The organism is Achromobacter sp. JUb104 (assembly GCF_024806975.1).
Classification (GTDB): domain Bacteria; phylum Pseudomonadota; class Gammaproteobacteria; order Burkholderiales; family Burkholderiaceae_B; genus Achromobacter; species Achromobacter spanius.
In genome coordinates this window covers 1,176,361-1,202,945 of sequence record NZ_JANUEY010000002.1, presented here as the reverse complement: position 1 = coordinate 1,202,945, position 26,585 = coordinate 1,176,361, and the positions used below count along the sequence as shown (strand labels likewise).

Annotated in this window: 26 protein-coding genes; 23 read left to right on the top strand and 3 right to left on the bottom strand. The window is 65.3% G+C overall.

The genetic code is table 11. The features are described 5' to 3' along the window. Positions 1 to 71: 71 nt before the first annotated feature. The 12 genes from M2361_RS17270 to M2361_RS17215 all read left to right on the top strand — a co-directional run bounded on the left by M2361_RS17270 (position 72) and on the right by M2361_RS17215 (position 12,694). Entirely contained in the window at positions 72 to 485 is a 414-nt protein-coding gene (locus tag M2361_RS17270; protein ID WP_008163645.1) for a carboxymuconolactone decarboxylase family protein, read from the top strand. Further along, entirely contained in the window at positions 482 to 1,402 is a 921-nt protein-coding gene (locus M2361_RS17265) for an NAD(P)-dependent oxidoreductase (RefSeq protein ID WP_259250849.1), read from the top strand. Before M2361_RS17270 ends, M2361_RS17265 begins: the two co-directional genes overlap by 4 nt. Before the next feature lie 116 nt (positions 1,403 to 1,518). Continuing rightward, on the top strand, positions 1,519 to 2,496 hold the full coding sequence (locus M2361_RS17260) for a tripartite tricarboxylate transporter substrate binding protein (protein WP_259250848.1): 978 nt from the start codon (positions 1,519 to 1,521) through the stop codon (positions 2,494 to 2,496). Positions 2,497 to 2,596: 100 nt separating this feature from the next. Next, positions 2,597 to 3,511 carry an amidohydrolase gene (locus M2361_RS17255; RefSeq protein ID WP_259250847.1) on the top strand — a complete coding sequence of 305 codons (915 nt, stop codon included), beginning with the start codon at positions 2,597 to 2,599 and terminating at the stop codon, positions 3,509 to 3,511. Between the two features lie 36 nt (positions 3,512 to 3,547). Further along, positions 3,548 to 4,777: an MFS transporter gene (locus M2361_RS17250; RefSeq protein ID WP_259250846.1), complete on the top strand. Its 1,230-nt coding sequence runs from the start codon at positions 3,548 to 3,550 to the stop codon at positions 4,775 to 4,777. A 271-nt stretch (positions 4,778 to 5,048) separates the two neighbouring features. Further along, positions 5,049 to 5,687 carry an aldolase gene (locus M2361_RS17245; RefSeq protein ID WP_259250845.1) on the top strand — a complete coding sequence of 213 codons (639 nt, stop codon included), beginning with the start codon at positions 5,049 to 5,051 and terminating at the stop codon, positions 5,685 to 5,687. Positions 5,688 to 5,769: 82 nt separating this feature from the next. Further along, positions 5,770 to 7,122 (top strand): MFS transporter, encoded by a 1,353-nt coding sequence (locus M2361_RS17240; RefSeq protein ID WP_259251516.1) that lies wholly within the window; start codon positions 5,770 to 5,772, stop codon positions 7,120 to 7,122. A 41-nt stretch (positions 7,123 to 7,163) separates the two neighbouring features. Then, a complete protein-coding gene (gene otnI / locus M2361_RS17235) occupies positions 7,164 to 7,949 on the top strand; it encodes a 2-oxo-tetronate isomerase (protein ID WP_259250844.1) in 786 nt (261 codons plus the stop codon). A 25-nt stretch (positions 7,950 to 7,974) separates the two neighbouring features. Continuing rightward, entirely contained in the window at positions 7,975 to 8,949 is a 975-nt protein-coding gene (denD, locus tag M2361_RS17230; protein WP_259250843.1) for a D-erythronate dehydrogenase, read from the top strand. 97 nt (positions 8,950 to 9,046) lie between these two features. Further along, positions 9,047 to 9,955 (top strand): L-threonate dehydrogenase, encoded by a 909-nt coding sequence (gene ltnD, locus M2361_RS17225; RefSeq protein ID WP_259251515.1) that lies wholly within the window; start codon positions 9,047 to 9,049, stop codon positions 9,953 to 9,955. Continuing rightward, positions 9,952 to 11,205 (top strand): 3-oxo-tetronate kinase, encoded by a 1,254-nt coding sequence (gene otnK / locus M2361_RS17220; RefSeq protein ID WP_259250842.1) that lies wholly within the window; start codon positions 9,952 to 9,954, stop codon positions 11,203 to 11,205. Before ltnD ends, otnK begins: the two co-directional genes overlap by 4 nt. 139 nt (positions 11,206 to 11,344) lie before the next feature. Continuing rightward, a complete protein-coding gene (locus tag M2361_RS17215; RefSeq protein WP_341767773.1) occupies positions 11,345 to 12,694 on the top strand; it encodes an amino acid permease in 1,350 nt (449 codons plus the stop codon). Here the strand turns inward: M2361_RS17215 and M2361_RS17210 are convergent. After that, positions 12,675 to 13,382, bottom strand: coding sequence for a FadR/GntR family transcriptional regulator (locus tag M2361_RS17210; RefSeq protein WP_259250840.1), 708 nt, complete (start codon positions 13,380 to 13,382; stop codon positions 12,675 to 12,677). The genes M2361_RS17215 and M2361_RS17210 overlap by 20 nt on opposite strands. Positions 13,383 to 13,483: 101 nt before the next feature. Then, positions 13,484 to 14,380, bottom strand: a complete 897-nt coding sequence (locus M2361_RS17205; protein ID WP_259250839.1) for a LysR substrate-binding domain-containing protein — start codon at positions 14,378 to 14,380, stop codon at positions 13,484 to 13,486. A gap of 148 nt (positions 14,381 to 14,528) precedes the next feature. Here M2361_RS17205 and M2361_RS17200 point away from each other — a divergent pair, with 148 nt between their 5' ends. From M2361_RS17200 to M2361_RS17160, 9 genes are all read left to right on the top strand, one after another. Further along, positions 14,529 to 15,899 (top strand): MFS transporter, encoded by a 1,371-nt coding sequence (locus M2361_RS17200; RefSeq protein WP_259250837.1) that lies wholly within the window; start codon positions 14,529 to 14,531, stop codon positions 15,897 to 15,899. After that, a complete protein-coding gene (locus M2361_RS17195; protein ID WP_259250836.1) occupies positions 15,896 to 16,993 on the top strand; it encodes a M14 family metallopeptidase in 1,098 nt (365 codons plus the stop codon). Before M2361_RS17200 ends, M2361_RS17195 begins: the two co-directional genes overlap by 4 nt. Before the next feature lie 321 nt (positions 16,994 to 17,314). After that, complete coding sequence (locus tag M2361_RS17190; protein WP_100857573.1) at positions 17,315 to 18,118, top strand: ABC transporter permease; 804 nt, start codon at positions 17,315 to 17,317, stop codon at positions 18,116 to 18,118. A gap of 4 nt (positions 18,119 to 18,122) precedes the next feature. Further along, positions 18,123 to 19,169: an ABC transporter ATP-binding protein gene (locus M2361_RS17185; protein WP_259250835.1), complete on the top strand. Its 1,047-nt coding sequence runs from the start codon at positions 18,123 to 18,125 to the stop codon at positions 19,167 to 19,169. Between the two features lie 8 nt (positions 19,170 to 19,177). Beyond that, positions 19,178 to 20,059, top strand: a complete 882-nt coding sequence (locus M2361_RS17180) for an ABC transporter permease (protein WP_259250834.1) — start codon at positions 19,178 to 19,180, stop codon at positions 20,057 to 20,059. 25 nt (positions 20,060 to 20,084) lie between these two features. Further along, complete coding sequence (locus M2361_RS17175) at positions 20,085 to 21,332, top strand: amidohydrolase family protein (protein ID WP_259250833.1); 1,248 nt, start codon at positions 20,085 to 20,087, stop codon at positions 21,330 to 21,332. 5 nt (positions 21,333 to 21,337) lie between these two features. Continuing rightward, entirely contained in the window at positions 21,338 to 22,996 is a 1,659-nt protein-coding gene (locus M2361_RS17170; RefSeq protein WP_259250832.1) for an amidohydrolase family protein, read from the top strand. A 1-nt stretch (position 22,997) separates the two neighbouring features. Then, complete coding sequence (locus M2361_RS17165) at positions 22,998 to 23,975, top strand: GTP-binding protein (RefSeq protein ID WP_259250831.1); 978 nt, start codon at positions 22,998 to 23,000, stop codon at positions 23,973 to 23,975. A gap of 95 nt (positions 23,976 to 24,070) precedes the next feature. Beyond that, complete coding sequence (locus M2361_RS17160; protein WP_259250830.1) at positions 24,071 to 25,120, top strand: ABC transporter substrate-binding protein; 1,050 nt, start codon at positions 24,071 to 24,073, stop codon at positions 25,118 to 25,120. A 121-nt stretch (positions 25,121 to 25,241) separates the two neighbouring features. Here the strand turns inward: M2361_RS17160 and M2361_RS17155 are convergent, their stop codons facing one another. Further along, the gene (locus M2361_RS17155; RefSeq protein ID WP_259250829.1) at positions 25,242 to 25,721 is read right to left on the bottom strand and encodes a VOC family protein; all 480 of its coding nucleotides are present in this window, start codon (positions 25,719 to 25,721) and stop codon (positions 25,242 to 25,244) included. A 222-nt stretch (positions 25,722 to 25,943) separates the two neighbouring features. Here M2361_RS17155 and M2361_RS17150 point away from each other — a divergent pair, with 222 nt between their 5' ends. Together M2361_RS17150 and M2361_RS17145 are read left to right on the top strand one after the other, a co-directional pair. Then, positions 25,944 to 26,243 carry a type II toxin-antitoxin system RelB/DinJ family antitoxin gene (locus tag M2361_RS17150; RefSeq protein ID WP_050445865.1) on the top strand — a complete coding sequence of 100 codons (300 nt, stop codon included), beginning with the start codon at positions 25,944 to 25,946 and terminating at the stop codon, positions 26,241 to 26,243. Further along, a complete protein-coding gene (locus tag M2361_RS17145) occupies positions 26,230 to 26,517 on the top strand; it encodes a type II toxin-antitoxin system RelE/ParE family toxin (RefSeq protein ID WP_259250826.1) in 288 nt (95 codons plus the stop codon). The genes M2361_RS17150 and M2361_RS17145 overlap by 14 nt, the downstream gene beginning before the upstream one ends. The last annotated feature ends 68 nt before the right edge of the window (positions 26,518 to 26,585 follow it).

Here is a 26,585-nt window from a genome sequence, read left to right as displayed (position 1 = left end):
TTGACGATCTGACAAAAATGGGCTGACAATCGATCACGTAATTGCCGATCACCATCACCAACGAGGAACTCATGGCAGACATCAAATCCGAAACCCAAGCCCTGTTTGACCAAGGCCTGAACCTGCGTCGCGAGGTGCTGGGCACCGAGTACGTGGATGGTTCGCTGGCGCGCGCCAACGACTTCATGATGGCGTTCCAGCACATCACCACCGAATGGTGCTGGGGCTATACCTGGGGCCGTCCGGGCCTGGAGAAGAAGACGCGCAGCATGCTGAACCTGGCCATGCTGACGGCGCTGAACCGCCCGGCCGAAATCAAGCTGCACGTCAAGGGCGCGCTGAACAACGGCGTCACGGTGGAAGAGATCAAAGAGATCTTGCTGCAAGCCACTGTGTACTGCGGCATTCCGGCGGGGCTGGACGCCTTCAAGGTGGCCAACCAGGTGCTGGAAGAAGAGGGCGCCTTCAAGGAGCAGCAAGCATGAGCGCAGCGCAAGAACGCGTGGGCCTGATCGGCATCGGCAGCATGGGTTGGCCGATGGCGGCGCGGCTGGTGCAGGCCGGCTTCGCGGTGACGGTGTTCGACGCCGTGCCGGGGCAAGCCGACAAGTTCGCGCGGGAAGTGGGTGGCCAGGCAGCCGCCACCTGCGCGGCGCTGGCCGCGCAAAGCGACATCATCGTCACCATGCTGCCCACCAGCGGCATCGTTGAACAAGTGCTGAGCGGCGCCGATGGCGTGTTGGCGGGCCTGCGCCCCGGCAGCGTGGTGGTGGAAATGAGTTCGGGCGTGCCGGCCCATACGCAGCGCCTGGCCCAGGCGGTGGCCGAGGCGGGCGGGCAGATGGTGGATGCACCCGTGTCCGGCGGCGTGCCGCGCGCGCGCACCGGCGACTTGTCCATCATGTTCGGCGGCCCGGCCGACACGCTTGAGCGCGTGCGCCCGGCGCTATCCGCCATGGGCACGTCGATCACGCCGGTGGGCGATGTAGGCAGCGCCCACGCCATGAAGGCGCTGAACAATCTGGTGTCGGCGGGCGGCTTCTTGATCGGCGTGGAAGCCATGTTGATCGGCCAGCAATTCGGCCTGGATCCGAACGTGATCGTGGACGTGCTGAACGCGTCCACCGGCATGAACAATTCCACGCAAAAGAAGTTCAAGCAGTTCGTGCTGTCGCGCGAATTCAACTCGGGCTTCGGCCTGGATCTGATGGTGAAGGACCTGGGCATCGCGTTGGGTATCGCCACCGACACCGGCACGCCCACGCCGTTTGCGTCGCTGTGCCGCGAGCTCTGGGCCTCGGCCGGCAAGACGCTGGGCAAGGGGCAGGACCACACCGCCGTGGCGCGCTTATCTGAACAGTTGGCCGGCGTGGAGCTGGGCGCAAAGACAACGGATTCCTAGATTTCATCCTACGGCGCGGCATGGTCCGCGCTTTTTTTTAAACCTGCATCACCCACAACCGCCGGTACCAGGCGGAGGGGCCGGCTATCGCCGGCACATACAGCAAGGAGCGAGACATGAAGAAGACATTGCGGGCGGCCCTGGCCGTCGGCCTGCTTGCGCTTGGCGCCAACGCCAGCGCGCAGGACTACCCCACGCGGTCCATCTCGATGGTGGTGCCCTATGCGGCGGGCGGCTCCACCGATGGCCTGGCCCGCATCGTGGCGCAGGCCATGGGCGAGAACCTGGGCCAGACCGTCGTTGTGGAAAACCTGGGCGGCGGCGGCACAATGATCGGCAATCAGCGCGTGACGCGCGCCGCGCCCGATGGCTACACCATCACCTTCGGCAACATGGGGTCGCTGGCGATTGCGCCGTCGCTGTATCCCAAGGCCAAGTTTGATCCGCGCCGCGACATGGCCGCCATCGGCCTGGTGGCCACGGTGCCGATGGTGCTGTCGGTCAGCAAGAAAAGCGGCATCACCACGCTGCCCGACTTCGTTGCGCGCATGAAGAAGAACGGCACGGAAGTGAACTTCGGCAATGCGGGGTCCGGCTCCACCAGCCACATCGCGGCGGCCTACTTCATGCACGTGACGCAGACCCAGGGCATGCAGATTCCGTATCGCGGGGCGGGACCGGCCATCGCCGACCTGATGGCCGGCACGGTGGACGCGGTGATCGACCAGACTGTGACGATGATTCCCATCCATGAAGGCAAGCGCGTCACGGCCCTGGCCGTGGCCAGCGCCTCGCGCCTGCCGCAGATTCCGGATGTGCCGACGTTTGCGGAAGCCGGGGTGCCGGCCTTCAACATGAGCGTCTGGAACGGCATCGCCGCACCAGCCGGCACGCCACCCGCCGTCATCGCGCGCCTGGAGCAGGCGCTGGCGGCAGCCTTGAACAGCCCCGGCGTGCGCGATTCATTGGACAAGCTGGCGGCGCAGGCGCCCGTCGGCAAAGACCAGGGCGCGGCGGCATTCCAGGTCTTGATCGCGCGTGACGTGCCGCACTTCGCGGCCTTGATCCAGGACGCCAACATCACCGTCAATTGAAGGCCGGGGTGGCGCCAGCCGCTTTGTTGCCAGTTCCTTTGGCGCCACCCCGATCTGCTGGCATGATCACCAAGCGATCATGAAACAAGGAGACATACGCATGAGTACCATCCCGTCCACCCCGTCCGGCCAGCCGTCGCAAGAACCGCCGCTGTGCCTGGCCCCGTTGCCCGACATGGACGCCGCCACGTTCGACATCCCGCCCGGCGCCTGCGACACGCACGCGCACGTGGTTGCCGCCGACAGCAGCGCGTATCCGCTCGTGCCCGAGCGCACCTACACGCCGCCGCCCGCGCCGGAATCCGCCTACCTGGGCATGCTGCGCCAAACCGGCATGTCGCGTGGTGTGCTCGTGCAGATCAGCGTGTACGGCACCGACAACCGCTACATGCTGGAAGTGCTGCGCCGCCATCCCGAGCAGTTGCGCGGCGTAGGCGTCGTCGCGCCCGACGTCAGCGACCAGGAACTGGAAGCCATGCATGCCGCCGGCGTGCGCGGCCTGCGCATCAACGTCTTGTTTGGTGGCGGCATCGGCTTTGACGCCATGGAAACGCTGGCGCACCGCATTGCCGGCTTGGGCTGGCACATGCAGTTTCTGATGGACGCGCGCCAACTACCCGACCTGCTGCCGCGCATGCGCAAGCTGCCGGTGCCGGGCGTGGTGGACCACATGGGGCACATGCCGGTGGCCGATGGCACTGACAGCGCGGGCTTTCTGGCCTTGCAGCATCTGGTGCGCGACCACGGTTGGTGGGTGAAGTTGTCGGGCGCCTACCGCATCAGCGACCGCTTCGACGATTTCAGCGACGTGACGCCGTGGGCGCAGACGCTGATCGACACCGCTCCCGACCGCATGCTGTGGGGCAGCGACTGGCCCCACGTGCATCAAACGCGCATGGTCAACACGGGCCGCTTGCGCAACCAGCTTGCGCAATGGGCGCCGGATGCCGACGTGCGCCACCGCATCCTGGTCAGCAACCCCGAACGCCTGTATGGCTTCACCCCGGCGCGCTAAGCGCACGCCCCTTCAGAACCATTCAAGAGACAAACCATGCAGTGGTATAGAGAGCTGAACAAGACCGAACGCCGCACCTTCATTGCCGCGTTCGGCGGATGGGCCATCGATGCCCTGGACTTCATGGTGTTCACCTTCGTGATCGCCACGTTGATGACCCTGTGGGGCATCGACAAGGGCCAGGCGGGGATGCTGGGCACGGTAACGCTGCTGTTCTCCGCCATTGGCGGTTGGCTGGCCGGCATCCTGGCCGACCGCTACGGCCGCGTGCGCGTCCTGCAATACACGATCCTGTGGTTTTCGGCATGCACCGTGGCCATTGGCTTCGCGCAGAACTTCGAACAGTTGTTCGTGCTGCGTGCGTTGCAAGGCCTGGGCTTTGGCGGCGAGTGGGCCGTGGGCTCGGTGTTGATGGGCGAGATCGTGCGCGCCGAACACCGAGGCAAAGCGGTGGGCACCGTGCAAAGCGGCTGGGCCGTGGGGTGGGGCGCGGCGGCGATCTTGTACACCGTGGCGTTCTCGTTGTTGCCGCCGGAATGGGCATGGCGCAGCCTGTTCTGGATCGGCGTGCTGCCCGCTTTCCTGGTGCTGTACATCCGCAAGAACGTGCCCGAACCCGAAGTGTTCCAGCGCGCCCAGGCCAAGGTGCAGGCGGGCGAGGCGCGCGCGTCGTTCTGGACGATCTTCTCGCCCGCGCTGATCAAGACCACCGTCATCACGGCCATTCTTTGCACGGGCGTGCAGGGCGGTTACTACGCCATCACCACGTGGTTGCCAACCTATCTGAAGGTGGAGCGCCAACTGTCGGTGCTGAACACGGGCGGTTACCTGATGGTCATTATTTTCGGCTCGTTCTGCGGCTACATTGCGGGGGCTTATCTGGCCGACCGCCTGGGCCGTCGCGCAAACCTGTTGATCTTCTCGGTGCTGTCGACCATCAGCGTTTATGTGTACACGCAGGTGCCGCTGACTGATCACCAGATGCTGTTCCTGGGGTTTCCGCTGGGCTTTGCCGCGTCGGGCATTTTCAGCGGTATCGGCGCTTACCTGACCGAGTTGTTCCCGTCTGGCGTGCGGGCGTCGGGCCAAGGTTTTGCCTATAACTTCGGGCGCGGCATCGGTGCGTTGTTTCCCAGCCTGGTCGGCTTTCTTAGCCAGACGCACGGGCTGGGTTGGGCCATCGGCGCGTTTGCCACGGGGGCGTACGCGGTGGTGATCGTGACGGCGCTGCTCTTGCCCGAGACGAAGGGGCGCGTGTTGGAATAAGCGCCGCGCGCGCTGCCTTTGCGTTCGTATAGACGCTGCTGTTCGCGCTAGTTCGCGCTAGTTTTCGTCCGTGGGGCCTGGGCATCTGCCCGGGCCTTTTGTTTGGCTGTTTAAGGGTTTACCCGATATGGCCGCAATCATTAAATTTGTATGATGACCCGATAAATTCAACACAAGAGACATCCCATCATGCTGGCCCAGCCGAGATCCGCGCCGAACTTTTCGCGGCGCTTATTCCAGACATGCACCCCTGCCGAACAGGGGTTTTTTCATGACTGATGAAACCCGAATCCGTGAGGAAATCTGCGTCGTCGGCGCCAGCCTCTATCAACGCGGCTACACCGTGGGCGCAGCCGGCAACATCAGCGCCCGGTTGGATGATGGATGGCTCATCACCCCTACCGACGCTTGCCTGGGGCGGCTGGACCCCGCCGATCTGGCCAAGGTCGACCTGGACGGCAACTGGGTGTCCGGCGCCAAGCCGTCCAAGACGCTGGTGCTGCATCAGGGCATCTATCGCGCCAGCCCCGAATCGCGCGGCATCATCCACACGCATTCCACGCATCTGGTGGCCTTGACGCTTGCCGGCGTGTGGCGGCCTGACGAAGTGCTGCCGCCCATCACGCCCTACCAGGTCATGAAGGTGGGGCGCATTCCCTTGATCGCGTATCGCCGGCCGGGCGACCCGCAAGCCGCCGCAGACGTGGCCGCCGTGGCGGGGCAGGTGCGTGGCGCGCTGTTCGAACGGCTGGGGCCGGTGGTGTGGGAACGCTCGGTGGCGCATGCGTCGTATGCGCTGGAAGAGCTGGAAGAAACCGCCCGCCTGTGGCTGATGAGTCAGCCGCGCCCCGCGCCGCTGTCCGCCCAGGCCATTGAAGAGCTTCGCGCCACCTTCGGCGCGCGCTACTAGTTCCCTCACCTGTACAAAGCCGTCTGGCCGCCGTGTGGCGGACCGGGTCGGCGCATTCTTTTGGAGACGATGCATGCCCCCGATGGATTTGACGTCCGGCACGGCGCCCGGCAAACCCGGTATCCCGGACAACGCCGCCGCTGGCGCGCCGCAGCCTGACTCCCTGGAAACCGCGCGCGCCTACGCCAAGGTGTTCTGGCGGCTCGTGCCGTTCTTGATGCTTTGCTATGTCATCGCGTATCTGGACCGCGTCAACGTCGGCTTCGCCAAGCTGCAAATGTCGCAAGACCTGGGCTTCAGCGAAACCGTGTTCGGCCTGGGCGCCGGCGTGTTCTTCATCGGCTACTTCCTTTTTGAAGTGCCTAGCAACCTGCTCATGCACCGTCTGGGCGCGCGCATCTGGATCGCGCGCATCATGATCACCTGGGGCATTCTTTCCGGCATGTTCATGTTCGTGGAAACGCCCACCGGCTTCTACATCTTGCGCTTCCTGCTTGGTCTGGCCGAAGCGGGTTTCTACCCCGGCGTCATCCTGTACCTGACCTACTGGTATCCCGCGCATCGCCGCGCCAAGATCATCGCGTTGTTCATGTCCGCCATTCCCGTGGCCGGCATTTTCGGCAACCCGCTGTCGGGCTGGATCATGGAAGCCTTTCACGGCACGCACGGCTTGCAGGGCTGGCAGTGGATGTTCCTGATTGAAGCCATACCCGCGCTGCTTATCGGGGTGGTCACCATCATGTACCTGGACAACGGCATCGCCAGCGCCAAGTGGCTGACGGCGGATGAAAAGCAGTTGCTGACGCGCGAGATCGAACAGGACCAGAAGCAGACCGGCACGCAAAAGCACTCGCTGCGCGCGGTGTTCTCTGACAAGCGGGTGTGGTGGATGTGCCTGATCTACTTCGCCTTCGTCGCGGGCCAGTACGGCCTGACTTTCTGGATGCCCACGCTGATCAAATCGACGGGCGTGACGGGCGCCTTCAACATCGGCCTGCTCAGCGCCATTCCGTTCATCTGCGCCATCATCGTGATGAACCTGCTGGGCCATTCGGCCGACAAGCGGCGCGAGCGCCGCTGGCACTTGATCGTGCCGGCGCTGGCGGGCGCGGTGGGCTTTACCGCCGCGGCGTCCTTTGCCGACAGCACGGTTATTTCGCTGATCTGCCTGTCCCTGGCCGCCGCCGGCGTGCTGACGTGCGCGCCGCTGTTCTGGTCCTTGCCCACGGCTTTCTTGTCGGGCACCGCGGCGGCGGCGGGCATCGCCATCGTGAACTCGGTTGGCAACCTGGCGGGCTTCGCCAGCCCCTACATGATCGGCTACCTGAAAGACCTGACCCAATCCACCGCGTCCGGCATGTATGTGCTGGCCGCCGTGCTGGTCATCGGCGCCATCGCGGTCTGGTTCACGCCAGCCAAGTTGGTCAACCGTTGATGGCCCGACGCCCACGCCACCCCAATCAATAAGGACCCGCCATGCCGCGCCTGGCCGCCAACCTGACCATGATGTACAACGAGCACGCCTTCCTGGACCGCTTCCAGGCCGCCGCCAGCGACGGGTTCCAGGGGGTGGAGTTTCTGTTCCCCTACGACTTCGCCGCCGCCGACATCCGTGCGCGGCTGCAAGATAACGGGCTGACGCAAGCTTTGTTCAATGCGCCGCCCGGTGATTGGGCGGCGGGCGAGCGCGGCATTGCGTCGCTGCCGGGCCGTGAAGACGAGTTCCAGCGCGGCCTGGACCAGGCGCTTGGCTATGCGGCGCAATTGGGCAACCGCAGCCTGCACGTGATGGCGGGCCTGATCCGGCCCGAGCAGGATCGCGCGGCGCATCGCGCCGTGTATGTGCGGAACCTGGCGCGCGCCGCCAGCGCCGCCGCGTCGGCGGGTATCACCGTGGTGATCGAACCCATCAACACGCGCGACATCCCCGGCTTCTTTCTGAACCGCCAAGACGAGGCCCAGGCCATTTGCGCCGAGGTTGGCGCGGCCAATCTGAAGGTGCAGTTCGATTGCTATCACTGCCAGATCGTCGAAGGCGATATCGCCGTGAAGCTGGAACGCGACATGGCCGGCATCGGGCACATCCAGATTGCCGGCGTGCCCGACCGCCACGAGCCCAACCTGGGCGAACTGAACTACCCCTATCTATTCGACCGCATCGACGCGCTGGGCTATGCCGGCTGGGTCGGCTGCGAATACCGCCCCAAGGCAGGCACGCGCGCGGGCCTGGGCTGGGCCCAAGCCTATCTGGCCAAGCACTGAGTCAACAAGAAGCGAGCACCCCACCATGAAAATCCTGATCACCGGCGGCGCCGGATTCCTGGGCCAACGGCTGGCTCGACAACTGCTTGAGCAGGGCACGCTGACGCTGGACGCCAGCGGCCCGCAAGCCATTACGCGCATCGACCTGCTAGACGTCGTGAAGACCGACGCCTTTACTGACACGCGCGTACATTCGCGGGTGGGCGACATTGCCGACCCCGCCGTGCTGCGCGACGCCATCGACACCGATACCCGCGTCGTCTTTCACCTGGCGGCCATCGTCAGCGGCCAGGCCGAGGCGGATTTCGATCTGGGCATGCGGATCAACCTGGATGCCTCGCGCGCCTTGCTGGACGTGTGCCGCGCGCTGGGCCACCAGCCGCGCGTGATCTTCACCAGCTCGGTGGCGGTGTATGGCGGCGACTTGCCTGATACCGTGCGCGACGACACCGCCTTGAGCCCGCAGTCGTCCTACGGCACGCAGAAGGCCATTGCCGAACTGCTGCTGGCCGACTACACGCGGCGCGGCTTCGTGGATGGGCGCGTGCTGCGCCTGCCCACCATCAGCGTGCGCCCCGGTCGGCCTAACGCAGCCGCCTCGTCGTTTGCCAGCGGCATCATCCGCGAACCGCTCAATGGCGAAAACGCCGTGTGCCCGGTGGGCCCCGACACCCGCCTGTGGCTGCTGTCGCCGCGTGGCGCCATTCAAGCGCTGATCGCCGGTTGCGAACTGCCCGCTGACGCCGTGGCCGACCGCGCGCCGATCAACCTGGCGGGCGTGTCCGTCACCGTGGCCGACATGGAACAGGCGCTGCGCGACGTAGCGGGCGACGCCGTGGCCGACCGCATCACCTGGCGGCCGGATGAACGGGTGGAACGCATTGTGGGCAGTTGGCCCGGCCGTTGGGACACCAGCCGCGCCAACCGTCTGGGCTTGGCGGGCGACAAGAGCTTTGCCGACATCATCCGCGCTTACCTGGCAGACGACCTGCCGCGCTGAAGCTCGGCGTGACGCTTCCGTATCGACACGCCGTATCGCCATTCCGTATCGACACTTTTCTATCGCCATTCCCATCGACATTCCGGACGACACCGCCATGAGCCATCCGCAACCCTCACCCCGCCGCGTCGGCGTCATCGGCCTGGGCGCCATGGGCGCGGGCATTGCCCAAAGCCTGCGCCGCGCCGGCCACGAGGTGCACGTCTATGACATCCGCCCCGAGGCCGCCGCCGCCTTCGCCGCCCAAGGCGGCGTGGCCTGCGCCACGCTGGCCGACATGGCCGCCGCCTGCGACATAGTGGTCAGCGTGGTCGTCAACGCGCAGCAGACCGAAGCCGTGCTTTATGGCGACGGCGGTATCGCCGCCGCGCTGCGCCCCGGCGCCGTGTTCGTGATGTGCTCCACCGTGGATCCCAACTGGTCCATCGCGCTGGAGTCGCGCCTGGCCGAACTGGGCATCCTGTACCTGGACGCGCCGATCTCGGGCGGGGCGGCCAAGGCCGCCGCCGGCCAGATGACGATGATGACGGCGGGCAGCGCAGCGGCCTACGCCGCCTGCGGCGCGGTGCTGGAATCCATGGCCGGCAAGGTCTACCGGCTGGGTGACTGCGCGGGCGCGGGCAGCAAGGTCAAGATCATCAACCAACTGCTGGCCGGCGTACACATTGCCGTCGCGGCCGAAGCCATGGCGCTGGGCTTGCGCGAAGGCGTGGATGCGGACGCGCTGTACGAGGTCATCACGCACAGCGCCGGCAATAGCTGGATGTTCGAAAACCGCATGCCCCATGTGTTGGCGGCCGACTACACGCCCTTGTCGGCCGTGGATATTTTTGTGAAGGACCTGGGGCTGGTGCTGGACACCGCGCGGCACAGCAAGTTTCCGCTGCCGCTGGCGTCCACCGCGCATCAGATGTTCATGCAGGCGTCTACGGCCGGGCATGGCCGCGAGGACGACAGCGCCGTCATCAAGATTTTTCCTGGCATCAAATTGCCGGAGGCCAAATGAGTATCAAACTGGGCTGTATCGCCGACGACTTCACGGGCGCCACCGACCTGGCCAACAACCTGGTGCGCGCGGGCATGCGCACGGTGCAAACCATAGGCGTACCGGGCGAGCCCTTGCGCGCCGACGCGGACGCCGTGGTGGTGGCATTGAAAACGCGCACGCTGCCGGTGGAAGACGCCGTGGCGCAATCCCTGGCCGCGCTGGAATGGTTGCAGCAGCAAGGCGCCGAGCAGATCTATTTCAAATACTGCTCCACCTTCGACAGCACGCCGGACGGCAATATCGGGCCGGTGACCGATGCCTTGATGACGCGGCTGGGCACGCGCTTCACCATCGCCACGCCCGCGTTTCCTGACAACAAGCGCACCGTCTTCAAGGGCTACCTATTCGCGGGCGACGTGCTGCTGAACGAATCGGGCATGCAGCATCACCCGCTGACGCCGATGACCGACGCAAACCTCGTGCGCGTGTTGCAGGCGCAGACCACGCGCAAGGTCGGGCTGATCGACTACAGCGTGGTGGCCGCGGGGGCCGACGCGATTCTTGCGCGCGTGCAGGCCTTGCAAGACGAGGGCGTGGAGATTGCGATTGTGGACGCGGTGTCCAACGATGATCTGCTGCGGCTGGGCCCGGCGCTGCGCGGCATGCCGCTGGTGACGGCGGGTTCCGGCGTGGCGATCGGCCTGCCGGGCAACTGGGGCCTGGCGCCCACCAGCGCCGCCAGCCAGGTTCGCGCGCCGGGCTTGCAGGCCGTGGTGGCGGGTAGCTGCTCCAGCGCCACCAATGCGCAGGTGGCGGCGTTTATCGACAGCGGTCGGCCGGCGCTGGCGCTGGACCCGATGCGGCTGGCAACGGACGAGGATGTGGTGGCGCAGGTGCTGGACTGGGCCGAGCCGCGCATGCAGGACGGCCCGGTGCTGGTCTATTCCACCGCCGAGCCCGATGCGGTCAAGGCCGCGCAAGGCGCGCTGGGCGTGGCGCGGGCGGGCGCACTGATCGAAGCGGCCATTGCGCGTATCGCGGTCGGGCTGGTTGAACGCGGCGTGCGCCAATTGATTGTTGCGGGGGGTGAAACGTCGGGCGCCGTGGTGCAGGCGCTGGGCTTGCAGCAGATGGCAATTGGCGAGCAGATCGACCCGGGCGTGCCGTGGTGCGCCGGCTACACGCCGGTGGCGCGTGGCGACGTCAGCATCGCGCTGAAGTCTGGCAATTTCGGCACGCGGGATTTTTTCACCAAGGCATTCGGCTAAGGCCGGAGATAGCAGCAAAAGCAGCAGCAAACGCAGCAGCAACCGCAGCAGCAAAAGCAGCAGTAGATACAGGAGCAGGGCATTGGCCAGCAAACAAAACACCGAGCTCAAGGGCGGCTTGAAGTCGCGTCACCTGACGATGATGTCGATCGCCGGGGTCATCGGGGCGGCGTTGTTCGTCGGGTCCGGCAAGCAGATCGCGCTGGCGGGGCCGGCCGTCATCCTGGCGTACCTGGGCGGCGGCATCCTGGTCATTCTGGCCATGCGCATGCTGGGGGAAATGGCTGTTGCGCAGCCCGACACGGGGTCATTCTCCACCTACGCCGACCGCGCCATCGGGCGCTGGGCGGGCTTCACCATCGGCTGGCTGTACTGGTATTTCTGGGCCTTGCTGATGGGCTGGGAAGCCTATGTGGCCGGGCAGATCCTGCACGGCTGGTTTCCGATGGTGCCCGACTGGGGCTATGCGCTCTTCATCACTGTGGCGCTTATCGTCGTCAACTTCATGAACGTGCGCAACTACGGCGAATTCGAATTCTGGTTCGCGCTGATCAAGGTGATTGCCATCGTGGCGTTCCTGGTCATCGGCAGCCTGGCGGTGGTGCATCTGTGGCCCTGGGGCGAAGCGCGCGGCGTGTCGCAATTGACGGCGCAGGGCTTCATGCCCAATGGCATCAAGTCGGTGGTGGTGGCCATGCTGGGGGTGATGTTCGCCTTCATCGGCGCGGAAATCGTGACGGTGGCCGCCGCCGAATCCGCCGACCCCGCGCGTGAAATCATCAGGACCACGCGCTCGGTAGTGTGGCGGATCTGCCTGTTCTACGTGGGCTCCATCTTCATCATCGTCTGCCTGGTGCCGTACAACGACCCGCTGCTGTCGCAGCCCACGCACGGCAGCTATAACGTGGCGCTCAGCAGGTTGGGCGTGCCGTACGCGCAGGCCATCGTCAACTTCATCGTGCTGACGTCCGTGTGCAGTTGCTTCAATTCGGCCTTGTACACGGCATCGCGCATGTTGTATTCGCTGTCGCGGCGAGGCGACGCGCATCGCATCATGCAGGTGACCGGCCGCCGCACCGGCACGCCGTATGTGGGGGTGCTGATTTCCAGCGCGTTCGCGTTCGTGGCGGTGTGGATGATGGCCACGTCAAAGATGGATCTGTACGACGTGCTGATGCAGGCCACCGGCACCATCGCGTTGTTCGTGTATCTGGCCATTGCGCTGTCGCAGTTGCGCATGCGCTACCGGCTACAGGCGCAAGGCGTTGAGCTGACGTTCAAGATGTGGCTGTTTCCGTGGCTGACCTATGCGGTCATCGTGTGCATCATCGCTGCGTTGATCACGATGGTGGTGGAAGGCACGTATCGAAACGAAGTCGCCTACACGTCCTTGCTGGCGGGCGTGATCGTGCTGATGGGTTTGATCGCGCAGCGCTGGGGCATCGGCACCCGCCGGCGGCGCGAGCAGCTCAGCGGTGCGCCTGGCTAAGGCGCTTGGCCGCGTTCACCATGTGGATGCGCGCCGCCTCGCGCGCGCCTTCCACGTCTTGCCGGCGAATGGCCTCGACAATGGCGACGTGTTCTTGCAGCACGTCGCGCATCAAGTCGGCATGGCGGGCTTCGTTGCCGCGCGTCACGCGGGTGGCGGCTTCCAGGAACTGGCTGACGAACGCCAGCGTGGTCAAGAAGTAGGGGTTGCCGGTGGCGCGCGCAATGCTGCGGTGAAACGCCACGTCTTCCTTCACGCCGTCGCCGCCGTCCGCCACGGCCTGTGAAATCGCGGCCAGCGCGCGGTCGATCTCGACCATGTCGCGTTTCTTGCGCACCGCCGCGGCCTGGGCCGCGATTTCGGTTTCCAGCGCGCGGCGCAAATCCACAATGTGCAGCACCGCGTCCAGTGAACTGAGTTCGGTGGCATCGATGCGCAAGGCCCGGTTGCCCGTCAGCCCGGTGACATACACGCCGCTGCCTTGCCGCGCTTCCACGATGCCGTCCTGCCGCAGCCGCGACACCGCTTCGCGGATGACGGTGCGGCTGACGCCAAACTGCTCGGCCAGCGCGGCTTCGGTGGGCAGCTTTTCACCCGGCAGCACGCGGCCTTCGTCGATTTCGGCGAGCAGGCGCTTGGCGACCGTGTCGGTCAACGTGGGCGGGGACGGAAGTCGGGGGAACACCATGGATCTTGACTGCGAGGGAGGGAGCGGCCGGCAAGGGTCAGCGGCCGGTTTCACGGCCGTCGGCGGGCACGGCGCCCATGATAACCGGTCCTCTATCAACGCTAGCGTGTTGGCGAGGCATGGGCGTTGAGCAGGCAATCGATAAAGCACTGCGCGGCGGGCGTGGGTGGGGAATCGGCGCGGGTCAGGATGGACACGCGCGCGGCCGGTAGTTCATGGGACAAGGGCACCATGCGCAGGTCGCGCGGCAGCAGCCGGTGGTCAAACAGATTGCGCACGAAGATGCCCAGCGCGTCGCTGTCGGCAATGATGGCCAACGCCACCGCAATCGACTGGCACGGAATCACGTCGCGCGGCGCGGGCAGCTTGTGCGCTTCAAAGGCCAACCGCAGCAGGTTGGCGGGAGCCTGGATATTGCCGGGCAGCAGCCACAGCGCGTCGTGCAAGTCGGCCAGCGTGCGTGCATGGCGCAAGGGGTGGCCTGCGCGCGCGCCCACCGCCAGGGGCAGCGTGAACAGCGTGGTGCGGGCAAAGCCGTCGTCGATGTCGCCGTCGTATTCGGTTTGCACCAGGAAGTCGTAGCGGCCGGATTCTAGTTGTTCGTGGCTGAAGGGCGGCGCCACTTCGTTGAAAGCCACCGCCACGCGCGGCATGCGCGCCCGAAACGCCGCCAGCGCGGCGGGCAGCACGGTCAAGGCAGCCGAACTGATGGCCAGGTTCAAGGAACCCCCTTCGCCGTCGCGCATTTGCCCGATCTCTTCCTGCGCGCGCCGCGCCTCTTGCAGGATCACCACGGCGCGCTTGTACAGCGCCGCGCCATAAGGCGTGAGTTCGACGCCGCGCGCGCTGCGGCGCACCAGTTCGGCGCCCACGCTTTGCTCAAGCTCGCGCAGGCTGCGCGTGGCGGCCGGCTGCGTCACGAACAGGGCGCGCGCGGCCGCGCGGATGCTGCCGTGTTCGGCAATCAGGACAAAGGCGCGCAGTTGGCGAAGGTTCATGGGCCAGGGCTATAACAAAAAGGTTTCACTGGAACAAAAATACTGTCTTTTCCTTATCGTGCGCCATCCGTATATTCACGCGGATGGGGCGGGCTTAGAGGGCCGGGTGGTCCGCGCACCGCCCCGCCACGGACATCAAGGGGAAAACATGTCTATCGCCATCGCCGCCGCGTCCGGCGGGCAGCAGCCTTTGCATTCGTCGACGATGCGCCGGCGCGTGATAGCCGGCACCACCATCGGCAACGCGCTGGAGTTCTTCGACTTCACCGTCTTCACGTTCCTGATGCTGGTCATCGGGCCGCTGTTCTTTCCGGCCGCCTCCAGCTACGGCCAACTCCTGCTGACCACGGCCACCTTTGGCGTGGGCTTCTTGATGCGGCCGGTGGGCGGCATGCTGATTGGTTCCTACGCCGACCGCCACGGCCGCCGCGCCGCCATGACGCTGACGCTGTGGCTGATGGGCTTGGGTTGCGCGCTGATCGCCGCCGCGCCCACGTATGCGCAGATGGGCGTGGCCGGCCCCGTGCTGATGGTGCTGGCGCGCTTGATCCAGGGTTTCGCCGCGGGTGGCGAGGTGGGGGCGTCGACCACGCTGCTGGTGGAGCACGCGCCCGCCAACCAGCGCGGCTTTTACTCAAGCTGGCAGTTCGGCAGCCAGTCGCTGGGGGTGATGCTGGGCGCGCTGACGGTGGCGCTGCTGACGGCCACGCTCAGCAAGGACCAGATGCAAGCCTGGGGCTGGCGCGTGCCGTTCGTGATCGGCATCCTGACCGTGCCGGTGGGCGCCTATATCCGCCGCAACCTGGAGGAAACTCTGGAACCCCAGCTACAAGCCACCCCGGCTTCCACGCCAACCGCCACGCATGCGCGCGAGGCCGTACATGCCGCGCCGACCCACCAGCCGCTGCGCCGCGTCTTCTCCGAACACAAGGCGCTGGTCGTCAAGGGCATCCTGCTGGTCATCGGCGGCATGGTATGCGCGCAGATCATCGGCTTCTACATGCCCGCCTACGCCAACAAAGAGCTGGGCCTGCCCGCCACGTCCACGCTGTTCGCCAGCGTGGTGCTGGGCGCGATCGGCTTTGTGCTTGCGCCCTTTGTCGGCATGCTGGCCGACCGGGTGGGCCGCAAGAAGGTCATCTTCTGGTCGCGCGCGGTCACGGTGTGCGCCTTGTTGCCCTGCTTTCAGTGGCTGGTATCCGCGCCCAGCACGGCGCGGTTGATGACGGTGATTGCGCTGCTGGCCGTCTTGCTGGCTTTGCAGACGGCGCCGGTGATCACGATGCTGCCCGAACTGTTTCCGAAGGCGGTGCGCACCACCGGGATGTCTGTCGTGTATGGTCTGGGCATCTCGGTTTTTGGCGGCTTTGCGCAGTTCTTCGTGACCTGGCTGCTGCACGTCACCGGCAACCCCATGGCGCCCGCCTGGTACTTGATGGTGACCGTGACGCTTTCCACCGTGGTGCTGTTCTGGATACAGGACCGCACCGGCCATGCAATCGACACTCAGGAGGCATGATGCCCAGCAGTACCAGCTACTTCCCCCGCAGCTACGCGGAGTCGCGTGAACGATTCCTGGCCGACGCCGAGCGCCTGGGCGCGTCGGTCGCGTCCTACCCGATCGAGGCGCGCGGCAGCGAGGGCGAAGCCTTGGCCACCGACGTGGCGCTGATCGGCGCGCCCAACGCGCAACGCCTGTTGGTGATGACTTCCGCCACGCACGGCGTTGAAGGCTTCTGCGGCGCGGGCTGTCAGTTTTCCTTGATGGACGACGCGCCGATGTTGAAGCGCGCGCGCCAGGCGGGCGTGGCCCTGCTGCTGGTGCACGCGGTGAACCCTTACGGCTATTCGTGGATGGCGCGCACCGACGAAGGCAACGTCGATTTGAACCGCAACGTCCAGCCCTTTGATGGCACGCCGCTGCCGGCGAACCCGGGCTATGGCGCGCTGCATCCGCTGCTGCTGCCGGCGCAATGGCCACCGTCGGAAGACAACCAGCGCGACGTGGCCCGCTATGTGGCCGAACATGGGCAAGCCGCGTTTGCGCAAGCCGTGTCGCGCGGCCAATACACCCACGCCGACGGCCTGTTCTACGGCGGCGCCGCACCTGCCGCCTCGCGCGAAAACCTGCGCCGCATCCTGGAAACCCATGCCAGCCCCTACGCGCATATCGGCTGGATCGACGTGCATACCGGGCTGGGTCCGCGCGGCCACGGCGAAAAAATCTACGCCGGTCGCCGCAATGACGCCGAAGTGGCGCGCGCGCGCCAATGGTGGGGCCTGGACATCGCGGTGCCGTTCCAGGGCACGTCGGCCTCGGTGGACATTACCGGCCACCTGGCCAGCCTGATCTACCAGGCGTGCCCACAGTCGTCGCCCACGTTGATGGCGCTGGAATACGGCACGGTGCCTTTCGACGACGTGGTGCTGGCGCTGCGCGGCCGCAACTGGCTGCGGGCAAACCCCGATGCCCCCGCCGCGCTGCGCCGCGACATCCTGCAAGCCACGCAAGACGCCTTCTATTGCCACGCCTACGATTGGCACGGCATGGTGCTGGGGCAAAGCCGCGTGGCCGTGCTGCAAGCGCTGTGCGGGCTTGAAGCGGCGTCCTGACGCCAGGCGCTCGACAAGCGCCGCAATCCTTCAATGTAAACCTTGGGTGCAACCCGCCGCCGCCATGATGCGGCGGCGGGTTGCACCCGCGTGTTTGCACCGTGCTACGGAATTACCCGCGTGAAATGCCCCATGTTGGGTAATCCCTAGTTGAGCCGCGCAGCAACCCGTCGATATGCTTCGGTTAACCGAAGGAATCAAAGAGTTCCAACCGGAGGAGTTTCAAACCGAGCCGGCACCTCGCTGACAAGGAAACAGGATTTGCATAGCGCGCCTCCTTTGAACTCGGCCGTCGCGGCCACCCGGGTCAAGCCTATTCGCATGATTCCGTGGGCAACGTGGCTGCATCGGGTCTTCGTCGTATTGATGTATGCGTTCATGCTCTGCCCCATCGTGCTGGTGGTCTGGTTGAGCTTCTTCAAGGACGCCATCCTCTATTTCCCCCCGTCCGGCTACACGCTGTCCTGGTACGTGAAAGCGTGGGACAACCCCGCGTTCGCCAACGGCTTCCTGTTCAGCCTGCAAGTGTCGCTGGTGGCCGCCGCCATCGGCGTGGTGATGGGCGTGCTGGCCGCCGTCGGCATCGCGCGCTACCGCTTCCAGGGCAGCAAGGGCGTCAACACCCTGCTGCTGTCGCCCTTGCTGATACCCGGCATCGTCGCAGGCGTGGGCATCTACCTGTTTTATCTGCGCGCTGAAGAAGTGCTGGACCAGGACATCGTCGGCACCTTCGGCGGCCTGATCATCGCGCACGTCTGCCTGACGATTCCCTGGACGGTGCGCCTGGTCACGGCCGGCATGGCCGGGCTGGACGGCTCCATCGAGGAAGCCGCGCGCAATCTGGGCGCCAGCGCGCCCAAAGCCTTCATGCGCGTGACGCTGCCCATGCTGCGCCCGTCCATCGTGGCGGCCGCGCTGTTCAGCTTCGTGGTGTCTTTCGAAAACCTGGAACTGTCGCTCTCGCTGGTGGGGCCGGGCCGCACCACGCTGCCGATCGCCATCATGCAGTACCTGGAATTCAATCTGGACCCGACCATCGCTTCGGTGGCTTCGGTGCAAATCTTGCTGTTGGGCATCATCATGCTTGTGACCGACCGCTATGTGAAACTCAGTCAGGTGGTGTAAGAAAATGGCGAAGGTCTCAATCGAGAATATCCGCAAGCAGTTCGGTGCGGCGGTGGCGGTATCCGACTTTTCACTGGAGATCGCGGAAGGCGAGCTGGTCACGTTCCTGGGCCCCAGCGGCTGCGGCAAGACGACGACCTTGCGCATGATCGCCGGCTTCATTACCCCCACGGCCGGCCGCATCCTTATCGGCGACACCGACGTGACCCGGCTGCCGGTTCACAAGCGCGACACCGGCATGGTGTTCCAGCGCTACGCGCTGTTTCCGCACATGACGGTGGCCGAGAACGTGGCCTTCGGGCTGGAGATGCACAAGGTGCCCAAGGCCGAACGCGACGCCAAGATACGCCGCGTGCTGGACATGGTGCGCATGACCGAACTGCGCGATCGCTATCCGCGCCAGTTGTCGGGCGGCCAGCAGCAGCGCGTGGCGATCGCACGCGCGCTGGCCATTGAGCCCAAGGTGTTCCTGCTGGACGAACCCTTGTCCAACCTGGACGCCAAGCTGCGGCTGGAAGTGCGCGAGGAAATCCGTTCCTTGCAGCAGCGCCTGGGGCTGACCACCGTGTTTGTCACGCACGACCAGGAAGAAGCCCTGGCGATTGCCGACCGCATGGCCATCATGCATGACGGCATCGTGCAGCAAGTGGGCGCGCCCGACACCTTGTATGAGCACCCCGCCAATCTGTTCGTGGCCGACTTCCTGGGCAAGATGAACGTGTTTACCGGCAGTGGCCAGGCCGATAACCAGTTCCACACCGACGCGGGCCAGCGTATCACCACGCCGGGCGGGGCAGGGGCCACGCATGTGGGCGTGCGGCCCGAGCGCGTGCGGCTGGCAGAACAGCCTTCGGGCGGCAATGCTTTGGCGGGTGTGGTGGAGTCGTCGCTGTACCTGGGGTCGGTGCTGGAAGTGCGCGTGCAGTTGGAAGGCGGCAACCGCATGATCAGCCAGGTGGCCAATGGCGGCGCGGGCCGCGCGCAGCCGGCGCCCGGTGCGCGCGTGTACGCGTGCTTCGAGCCCGAAGACTGCGTGGCCTTCACGCAATAGGAGCCACCATGACGACTGCAACCGTAGACGGGCGGCCCAGCCGCTGGCTGGGGCCCGGGCTGGCCTTTCCGGCATCGCTGGTGGTGCTGGTGATCATCATGGTGCCCATCCTGCAATTGGCGCGCTACAGCTTCAACCAGTTCGACCCGGCGGAGCTGATGCAAACCGCCTTCACCTTCGACAACTACGCCAAGTTCTTTGGCGATGCGTATTACCGCGACATCTTCTTCACCACCTTGTGGGTGGCGGGGCTATGCACGGTGCTGGCGCTGGTGCTGGGCTTTCCGGTGGCGTACTTCCTGGCGCGCACGCAGAGTAAATACAAAAGCCTGTTCGTGATCCTGCTGGTGTTTCCGCTGATGGTGGGCAACGTGGTGCGCGCGGCGGGCTGGATGGTGGCGCTGGGCAATGCGGGCGTGGTGAACGCCGTGTTGCAGGGCCTGGGCCTGATCGACAAGCCCATCACGCTGATGTACACGCCCACGGCGGTGGTCATCGGCACCACGGCCGTGGTCATGCCCTACCTGATATTGACGCTGCAAAGCGTGCTGGAAGGCATGGACCTGTCGGTGGAAGAAGCCGCGCGCAACGTCGGCGCCAGCTTCTTCACCACGTTTCGCCGCATCGTGCTGCCCATTGCCGCGCCCGGCGTGGCGGCGGGCACGATGCTGGTGTTCATCTTGTGCATGAACGCCTACGCCACGCCGGTGCTGCTGGGCGGTTCCGGCCTGACGATGATGGCGCCCGCGCTGTATGACCAGATCACGCGCGCGTCGAACTGGCCGTTCGGCGCCGCGCTGGCCGTCATTCTGGTGTGCGGCACGCTGATCATTGCACTGATTTCGAACTGGCTGATCCATCGGCGCTACATCAAGACCATGGCGTCTTGAGCCCGAGCCACAACAAGGAAATTCCATGGCATCCGTATTGTTCAAGAACGCGAACCTGCTCGACCCCTTGCTGGCTGACCTGCAAGAAGGCCACCACGTGCTGGTCGAGGATGGCGTCATCAAGGAAGTGTCGGACAAGCCCATCACCAGCGCGTCGGCGCAGGTGATCGACGCCGCCGGCCGCACGCTGATGCCGGGCCTGATCGACCTGCACGTGCATGTGCTGGCCACGCAACTGAACCTGAGCACGCAAGGCGTGTTGCCCGATGCGCTGGTGATGATGCGCGCCGTGCCCATCATGGCGGCCATGCTGCGCCGGGGCTTCACCACCGTGCGCGATGCGGGCGGCGCCGGCTGGGGCTTGAAGTGCGCCGTCAACGAAGGCACGGTGAAGGGGCCGCGCCTGTTCATCTCGGGCCGCGCCATCAGCCAGACGGGCGGCCACGGCGACCCGCGTCCGCGTTCCGACCACCTGCGTCCCATGAGCTTTTGCGGCTGCTGCTTCCGCGCGGGCGACATCGGCCGCGTGGCCGATGGCATCGACGACGTGCGCAAGGCCGTGCGCCAGGAACTGCAGATGGGCGCGGACCAGATCAAGATGATGGCCTCGGGCGGCGTCGCATCGCCGACAGACCCGATTGCCTCCTTCGGCTATTCGGAAGAAGAAATTCGCGTCATCGTTGACGAAGCCGCCAGCCGCCAGACCTATGTGATGGCGCATTCCTACACGGCCGACGCCATCGAACGCGCCATCCGCAACGGCGTGCGCACCATCGAACACGGCAACCTGGTTGACGAGCGCGTGGCGCGCTTCATGGCCGAGAAGGGCGCGTTCGTGGTGCCCACGCTGGTGACCTATGAAGCGCTGGCCAACGAAGGCGCCGACTACGGTCTGCCGCCGGATTCGGTGGCAAAGATTGCCACCGTGCGCACCGCCGGGCTGCATTCGCTGGAGATCTACAAGAAGGCGGGCGTGAAGATCGGCTACGGCTCGGATCTGCTGGGCCCGTCGCAGCGCCTGCAAAGCGATGAATTCCGGATTCGCAACGAAGTGCTGTCCGCGCAGGAAGTGATCCAGTGCGCCACCACGACCGCCGCCGAAGTGCTGAACCAGGTCGGCCAGTTGGGCCGCATCCAGGTGGGCGCGCTGGCGGACGTGCTGCTGGTGGACGGCAATCCGTATCGCGACCTGTCCTGCCTGCTGGGTCAGGGCGAGCACATCGCGCTGATCATGAAGGAAGGCGTCATCGAACATAACGGTCTGGGGGTGTAAGCGCCATGAGCGATCCCACGTTTTCGCAATCGGAAGTTGGTGAGGAATCCCGTGACGTCAATGCCGCCAAGGGCTGGCATCCGCCGTCCGCGCCCGCGTCGCGTGATCGGGGGCTGGGGCCGTTTCCCCGGCTGATCCTGCGCGGCGCCACCATCATCGACGGCACCGGCGCGCCGCCCTGGGGGCCGGTGGATATCGTGATCGAGAACGACCGCATCACCGCCCTGGTCAACGTGGGCACGCCGCACAAGGCCATCGACCCCAAGCGCCGGCCCGGCCCGGGCGACCACGAGATTGATTGCCACGGCAAGTTCGTCACGCCCGGCTTTGTGGACGCGCATGCGCACATCGGCACGCCGTATCACGCGATGAGCGGCATCGTGCCGCCCGCCGACTACATCTACAAGCTGTGGTTGGCGCATGGCGTAACGACGGTGCGCGAGATGGGCGCCATGGGCGGCCTGGGCTGGACGATGGAGCAGCGCGAGCTCTCGGCCGCCAACAAGATCGCCGCGCCGCGCATGGTGGTGCATTCGGTGTTCCCCGCCGTGAACGACCGCGTGAAGACCATCCACACGCCCGAGCAGGGCCGCGAATGGGTGCGCAAGCTGGCCGCGCGTGGCGCCGACGGCATCAAGTTCTTCGGCGCGCCGCCCGCCATCATGGAAGCGGCCTTGGACGAGGCCGCGCAACTGGGCCTGCGTTCGGGCTGCCACCACGCGCAGATGGCGGTGACGCGCGTGAATGCGCTGAAGTCCGCGCGTTGGGGCCTGACCAGTTCCGAACACTATTACGGCCTGCCCGAAGCGCTGTTCGAAGACCGCGTGGTGCAGTCCTTTCCCACCGACTACAACTACAGCGACGAGTACTACCGCTTCGCCGTGGCCGGCCAGACCTTCATGCAGGCGGCGCAACCCGGTTCGGCCAAGTGGCGCCAGGTGATGGACCAGTTCCTGGAGTTGGGTCACACCTTCGTGCCCACCTTCAATATCTACGACGCCAACCGCGACCTGATGCGCGCGCGCCGTGCCGACTGGCACGACGACTACACCTGGAAGGCGGTGTGGAAGTACTTCCAGCCGCAACGCGGCGGGCACGGCGCCTACTGGTATCGCTGGAGCACCACCAACGAGATCGAGTGGAAGCAGAACTATCGCCTGTGGATGCAGTTCATCAATGAATACAAGAACCTGGGCGGCCGTGTGTGCGCCGGCAGCGATTCCGGGTTTATCTTCCAGATCTACGGCTTTGGTTTCGTGCGTGAATTGGAACTGTTGCAGGAAGCGGGTTTTCATCCCATTGAAGTGCTGCGCGCCGCTACGTCGCAAAGCGCCGCGCTGCTGGGCATCGATGAGGACACGGGTTCCATCGACGTGCAAAAGCGCGCCGACCTGCTGATCCACGATCAAAACCCGCTGACCGATTTCAAGCTGCTGTTCGGCACCGGCGCCATGCGCCTGAACGACGACACGGCCAAGGTGGAATGGAAGCGCTGCCTGCAAACCACCATCAAGTCCGGCGTGGTGTACGACACCGCCGAACTGCTGGCGGACGTGCGCAAGATGGTCAAGGATAGTTGGGCTGAAGACCCCGATGGAGAGCGCCCGCCGTTTGGCGGATCGCCCACGGGTTCGCCTTGCGACAGCGCGGATCAGGCGTCCTGACATGGCGGTCGATCTGTTCCTCTTGTGCGGGTTTCTGGGTAGCGGCAAGACCACGCTGCTGGTGGACTACCTGCGCGATCCGGCTTCCCGCGATACGGGCGTGATCGTCAACGAGGCGGGAGAAATCGGTGTGGACGGCGCCATTGTCGCCAACGACAGCGACAACGTGCCGATGACGCTGATGGCCAATGGCTGCGTGTGTTGCTCGCTGCGCAGTGACCTGGTCTACACCTTGAGCGCGCTGCTGGACGCGCCGCGCCCCGAGGGCGTTGGGCCCTTGCAGCGCGTGATCCTGGAATGCAGCGGGTTGTCACGGCCCGGCCCCATCATCGCGTCGCTGGCCGATCCCGAACTGGCCAGCCGTGGCCTGCGGCTGACGGTGGTCTGCACCGACGACTGCGCGCGCGACCCCGACGCGCTGGCCGAGATGGACGAAGCCATGGCGCAGTTCGGCGCCGCGCACCGCATCGTGCTGACGAAGACCGACCTGTTGCCGGCATCCGCGCTGGATGCCCGCGCCGCGCGCGCCGCCTTGCTGAATCCGCTGGCGGACGTGATCGCGGAACCAGACCGCCGTCGTGCCGTGCAGGCCGCGTTTGCCCCGTCGCAAGGCGTTGCCGACCTGGCGGGGTTGGCGGCCCGGATGTTGGTTGCGGGCAAACCAGGTTTGGCGCACCCGCGCATCCGCGTCATGGCCGCGCGGGCGCGCGAGGGCATCAGTTGGACGGATTTTTCAGAATGGCTGGATAACCTGGCCGGCCTGTGCGGCGAACGCCTGCTGCGCGTGAAGGCAGTGGTGCGCGTGGCCGACTGCGCCGAACCCATCCTGATCCAGTCGGTGGGCACCACCTTCAGCGCGCCGCAACGGCTGACGCGCCAGCCCGACGCCAGCGCCGCCATCATTGTGATCGCGCGCGACATCGATGCGGATGACATCCGCGCCTTGTCGCCCGATGCGCCGGTGGAAATGCTGGCCTGAACGTATGCAAGAACCCTGGCTGCGCGGCCGGGCACAGCCGCACCGCGCAGCCGCACCGTAGCAAGTCGTTAGTCCCCCTTCGATACGAGGTTGTTATGCAAGAGAAAAACCTGACTCGCCGTGGCTTCATCAAATCCGCCTCTGGCCTGGCGTTGGCCCCCGCGTTGGGCTGGGTGCCCGGCATGGCGCACGCCGCCGAAAAACAGATCGTTGTGGGAACCTGGGGCGGTGATTACCAAAACCTGCTGCAACAGATCATCAACCCCATCGTGACCAAGCAGGGCGTGGCCGTGGTGTACGACACCGGCAACGCCGTGGGCCGCGTCACCAAGCTGCGCGCCGAAAAGAACTCACGGCGCGGCAGCATGGACGTGGCGCTGCTGGGCGAAGTCGATATGTACGACGCCGAACGCTCGGGCACGCTGGAACCCATCGACGCGAAGAAGCTGCCCAACCTGGCGCACGCCATCGCCGCGCTGAAGACGCCGTATTCCATTCCGCACATCTTCAGCGCCATGACGCTGGTCTACAACACCGAAAAATTCCCCACGCCGCCGGACTCGCTGGAAGTGCTGCTGGACCCGAAGTGGAAGGGGCAGGTCGGCTTCTCGGACATTCTTTATCTGTACAACTCGGTCTTCGTCGGACTGGGCGCGGGCGGCGACACCAAGAGCTTTGACGGCGGCAAGCGCTTCCTGGCCAAGCTCAAGGCCAACGCGCCGCGCATCTACCCGTCCAACGAAGCGGTGGCGTCCGCCTTCAAGTCGGGCGAGATCGCCATTGCGTGCATGTGGAAGGCGCGCGCGCTGCAATGGAAGGACAGCGGCCTGCCGCTGGGCTTCGTGATTCCGAAGGAAGGCTCGGTGCCGGTGTCGTTCGAGGCGGGCGTGGCCAAGAACAGCCGCAACAAGGACGCCGCGTGGGAATACCTGAACGCCATGCTCGACCCGCAAGGCCAGGTCGGCTTCGCCGAAAAAATGGGCTACGCGCCGACGGTGACCAATGCGTCGCTGCCGGAAAACCTGAAGCGCGTCGGTTTCACCGAGGCCGAGGTGAAGCTCTTGAAGGCGTATGACTTGAAGGGCCTGACCGAAGGCAAGGCCGACATGCTGGAATTCTGGAACAAGGAATTCAAGGCGGGTTGATCGGCTGGGCTTAGGGCGGGCGTGATAGCGGGTTCATAGCCGGTTCATAGCGGGTTGATAGGGTTGGGGCCGGCGCGGCCGGCTCCAGCGGCAACCTTTGCTCTCGCCCTCGGCCGCAGCCTCACCCGCGCCGCGCCGCTTCGATCGTGGCAACGTCGATTTTGCCCATCGTCATCATGGCTTCAAACACGCGCTTGGCGGCGGCGCGGTCGGCACCCGTGTAGGCCTCGGTCAACACGCGCGGCGTGATCTGCCACGAAATGCCCCACTTGTCCTTGCACCAGCCGCACTCGCTTTCCGACCCGCCGTTGCCCACGATGGCATCCCACAAGCGGTCGGTTTCCGCCTGGTCGTCAGTGGCCACCTGAAACGAGAAAGACTCATTGTGCTGGAACGCCGGGCCGCCATTCAGGCCCAGGCAGGGGATGCCCATCACCGTGAATTCCACGGTCAACACATCGCCTTCCTCGCCGGAAGGGTAGTCGGACGGTGCATGGTGGACGGCGCCCACGGCGCTATCGGGAAACGTCTTGGCATAGAACCGCGCCGCTTCCAGCGCATCGCTTTCATACCAAAGACAAATGGTGTTCTTGGGAATCATCGGGGGTCTCCTGGTTGGTTGAAAACCCGTCGACGCCTGGCGCCCGAACAACCGGCGCACATCACGTGCAGGGGTTCGTGGTGTTGAGGATACTCGGTCAGTGGAGCCGATTCTCGTTCGCCAAATCCCGTTTCAACTGTCAGGTTTTTGTGGCAAACAGGACGTCGTTTGTGTGTATCTCAATTGAGATACATAATGGCCGGTCCATTACCGGAGGCTTCCATGGCACCCACTTCAATGTTGCACGTCCGTGTCGACGACAAGCTCAAGGCCGAAGCGGCGGAAAAGCTCGCCAACGTTGGCCTGACCATCTCGGATGCGGTGCGAATTTTGCTAACGAGAGTGGCAAAAGAAGGCGGTTTGCCCGCCGGCCTGGCCGTCGACGCCATGAGCTACGACTCTTGGTTTCGCGCGAAGGTGCAAGAGGCCTTGGCCGATACGCGGCCACCGGTCGCCCATGAAGCGGTCATGGACGAGGCTCGTGCCCTGATCAGCAAGAAGAAGCGCCGTGCCGGTTCTTGAATGGCGCGAAACGGCTCGCGAGGATTTGCTGGCGATTGTCGATTACATCTCGGACGATAGCCTGGCCGCGGCGCTGCGTTTGGTAGATGAAATTCAGAAGAAAGTGGTCAAGCTGCGTGAGCGCCCACGGCTGTATCGCGCGGGACGGGTAGCGGGCACCAGGGAAATGGTGATTCGGCCGAACTATTTGGTTGTGTATGCGGAATCGCCTCGCGCCGTGACAATTTTGCGCGTCCTGCACGCCGCGCAGCAATGGCCGCTCGATAGCGCCTGATCCCTAAACCGTGGCATGTTCGCGTCAGTTCATCGCCAAACTTTCATCGCTTTGATTCTGAAATGTTA

What these genes read in the sequence shown, in the direction of transcription:
- M2361_RS17270 (WP_008163645.1), top strand. Translation starts at nt 72, where the DNA reads ATGGCAGACATCAAATCCGAAACCCAAGCCCTGTTTGACCAAGGCCTG.
- M2361_RS17265 (WP_259250849.1), top strand. Translation starts at nt 482, where the DNA reads ATGAGCGCAGCGCAAGAACGCGTGGGCCTGATCGGCATCGGCAGCATG.
- M2361_RS17260 (WP_259250848.1), top strand. Translation starts at nt 1,519, where the DNA reads ATGAAGAAGACATTGCGGGCGGCCCTGGCCGTCGGCCTGCTTGCGCTT.
- M2361_RS17255 (WP_259250847.1), top strand. Translation starts at nt 2,597, where the DNA reads ATGAGTACCATCCCGTCCACCCCGTCCGGCCAGCCGTCGCAAGAACCG.
- M2361_RS17250 (WP_259250846.1), top strand. Translation starts at nt 3,548, where the DNA reads ATGCAGTGGTATAGAGAGCTGAACAAGACCGAACGCCGCACCTTCATT.
- M2361_RS17245 (WP_259250845.1), top strand. Translation starts at nt 5,049, where the DNA reads ATGACTGATGAAACCCGAATCCGTGAGGAAATCTGCGTCGTCGGCGCC.
- M2361_RS17240 (WP_259251516.1), top strand. Translation starts at nt 5,770, where the DNA reads ATGGATTTGACGTCCGGCACGGCGCCCGGCAAACCCGGTATCCCGGAC.
- otnI (WP_259250844.1), top strand. Translation starts at nt 7,164, where the DNA reads ATGCCGCGCCTGGCCGCCAACCTGACCATGATGTACAACGAGCACGCC.
- denD (WP_259250843.1), top strand. Translation starts at nt 7,975, where the DNA reads ATGAAAATCCTGATCACCGGCGGCGCCGGATTCCTGGGCCAACGGCTG.
- ltnD (WP_259251515.1), top strand. Translation starts at nt 9,047, where the DNA reads ATGAGCCATCCGCAACCCTCACCCCGCCGCGTCGGCGTCATCGGCCTG.
- otnK (WP_259250842.1), top strand. Translation starts at nt 9,952, where the DNA reads ATGAGTATCAAACTGGGCTGTATCGCCGACGACTTCACGGGCGCCACC.
- M2361_RS17215 (WP_341767773.1), top strand. Translation starts at nt 11,345, where the DNA reads ATGATGTCGATCGCCGGGGTCATCGGGGCGGCGTTGTTCGTCGGGTCC.
- M2361_RS17210 (WP_259250840.1), bottom strand. Translation starts at nt 13,382, where the DNA reads ATGGTGTTCCCCCGACTTCCGTCCCCGCCCACGTTGACCGACACGGTC.
- M2361_RS17205 (WP_259250839.1), bottom strand. Translation starts at nt 14,380, where the DNA reads ATGAACCTTCGCCAACTGCGCGCCTTTGTCCTGATTGCCGAACACGGC.
- M2361_RS17200 (WP_259250837.1), top strand. Translation starts at nt 14,529, where the DNA reads ATGTCTATCGCCATCGCCGCCGCGTCCGGCGGGCAGCAGCCTTTGCAT.
- M2361_RS17195 (WP_259250836.1), top strand. Translation starts at nt 15,896, where the DNA reads ATGATGCCCAGCAGTACCAGCTACTTCCCCCGCAGCTACGCGGAGTCG.
- M2361_RS17190 (WP_100857573.1), top strand. Translation starts at nt 17,315, where the DNA reads ATGATTCCGTGGGCAACGTGGCTGCATCGGGTCTTCGTCGTATTGATG.
- M2361_RS17185 (WP_259250835.1), top strand. Translation starts at nt 18,123, where the DNA reads ATGGCGAAGGTCTCAATCGAGAATATCCGCAAGCAGTTCGGTGCGGCG.
- M2361_RS17180 (WP_259250834.1), top strand. Translation starts at nt 19,178, where the DNA reads ATGACGACTGCAACCGTAGACGGGCGGCCCAGCCGCTGGCTGGGGCCC.
- M2361_RS17175 (WP_259250833.1), top strand. Translation starts at nt 20,085, where the DNA reads ATGGCATCCGTATTGTTCAAGAACGCGAACCTGCTCGACCCCTTGCTG.
- M2361_RS17170 (WP_259250832.1), top strand. Translation starts at nt 21,338, where the DNA reads ATGAGCGATCCCACGTTTTCGCAATCGGAAGTTGGTGAGGAATCCCGT.
- M2361_RS17165 (WP_259250831.1), top strand. Translation starts at nt 22,998, where the DNA reads ATGGCGGTCGATCTGTTCCTCTTGTGCGGGTTTCTGGGTAGCGGCAAG.
- M2361_RS17160 (WP_259250830.1), top strand. Translation starts at nt 24,071, where the DNA reads ATGCAAGAGAAAAACCTGACTCGCCGTGGCTTCATCAAATCCGCCTCT.
- M2361_RS17155 (WP_259250829.1), bottom strand. Translation starts at nt 25,721, where the DNA reads ATGATTCCCAAGAACACCATTTGTCTTTGGTATGAAAGCGATGCGCTG.
- M2361_RS17150 (WP_050445865.1), top strand. Translation starts at nt 25,944, where the DNA reads ATGGCACCCACTTCAATGTTGCACGTCCGTGTCGACGACAAGCTCAAG.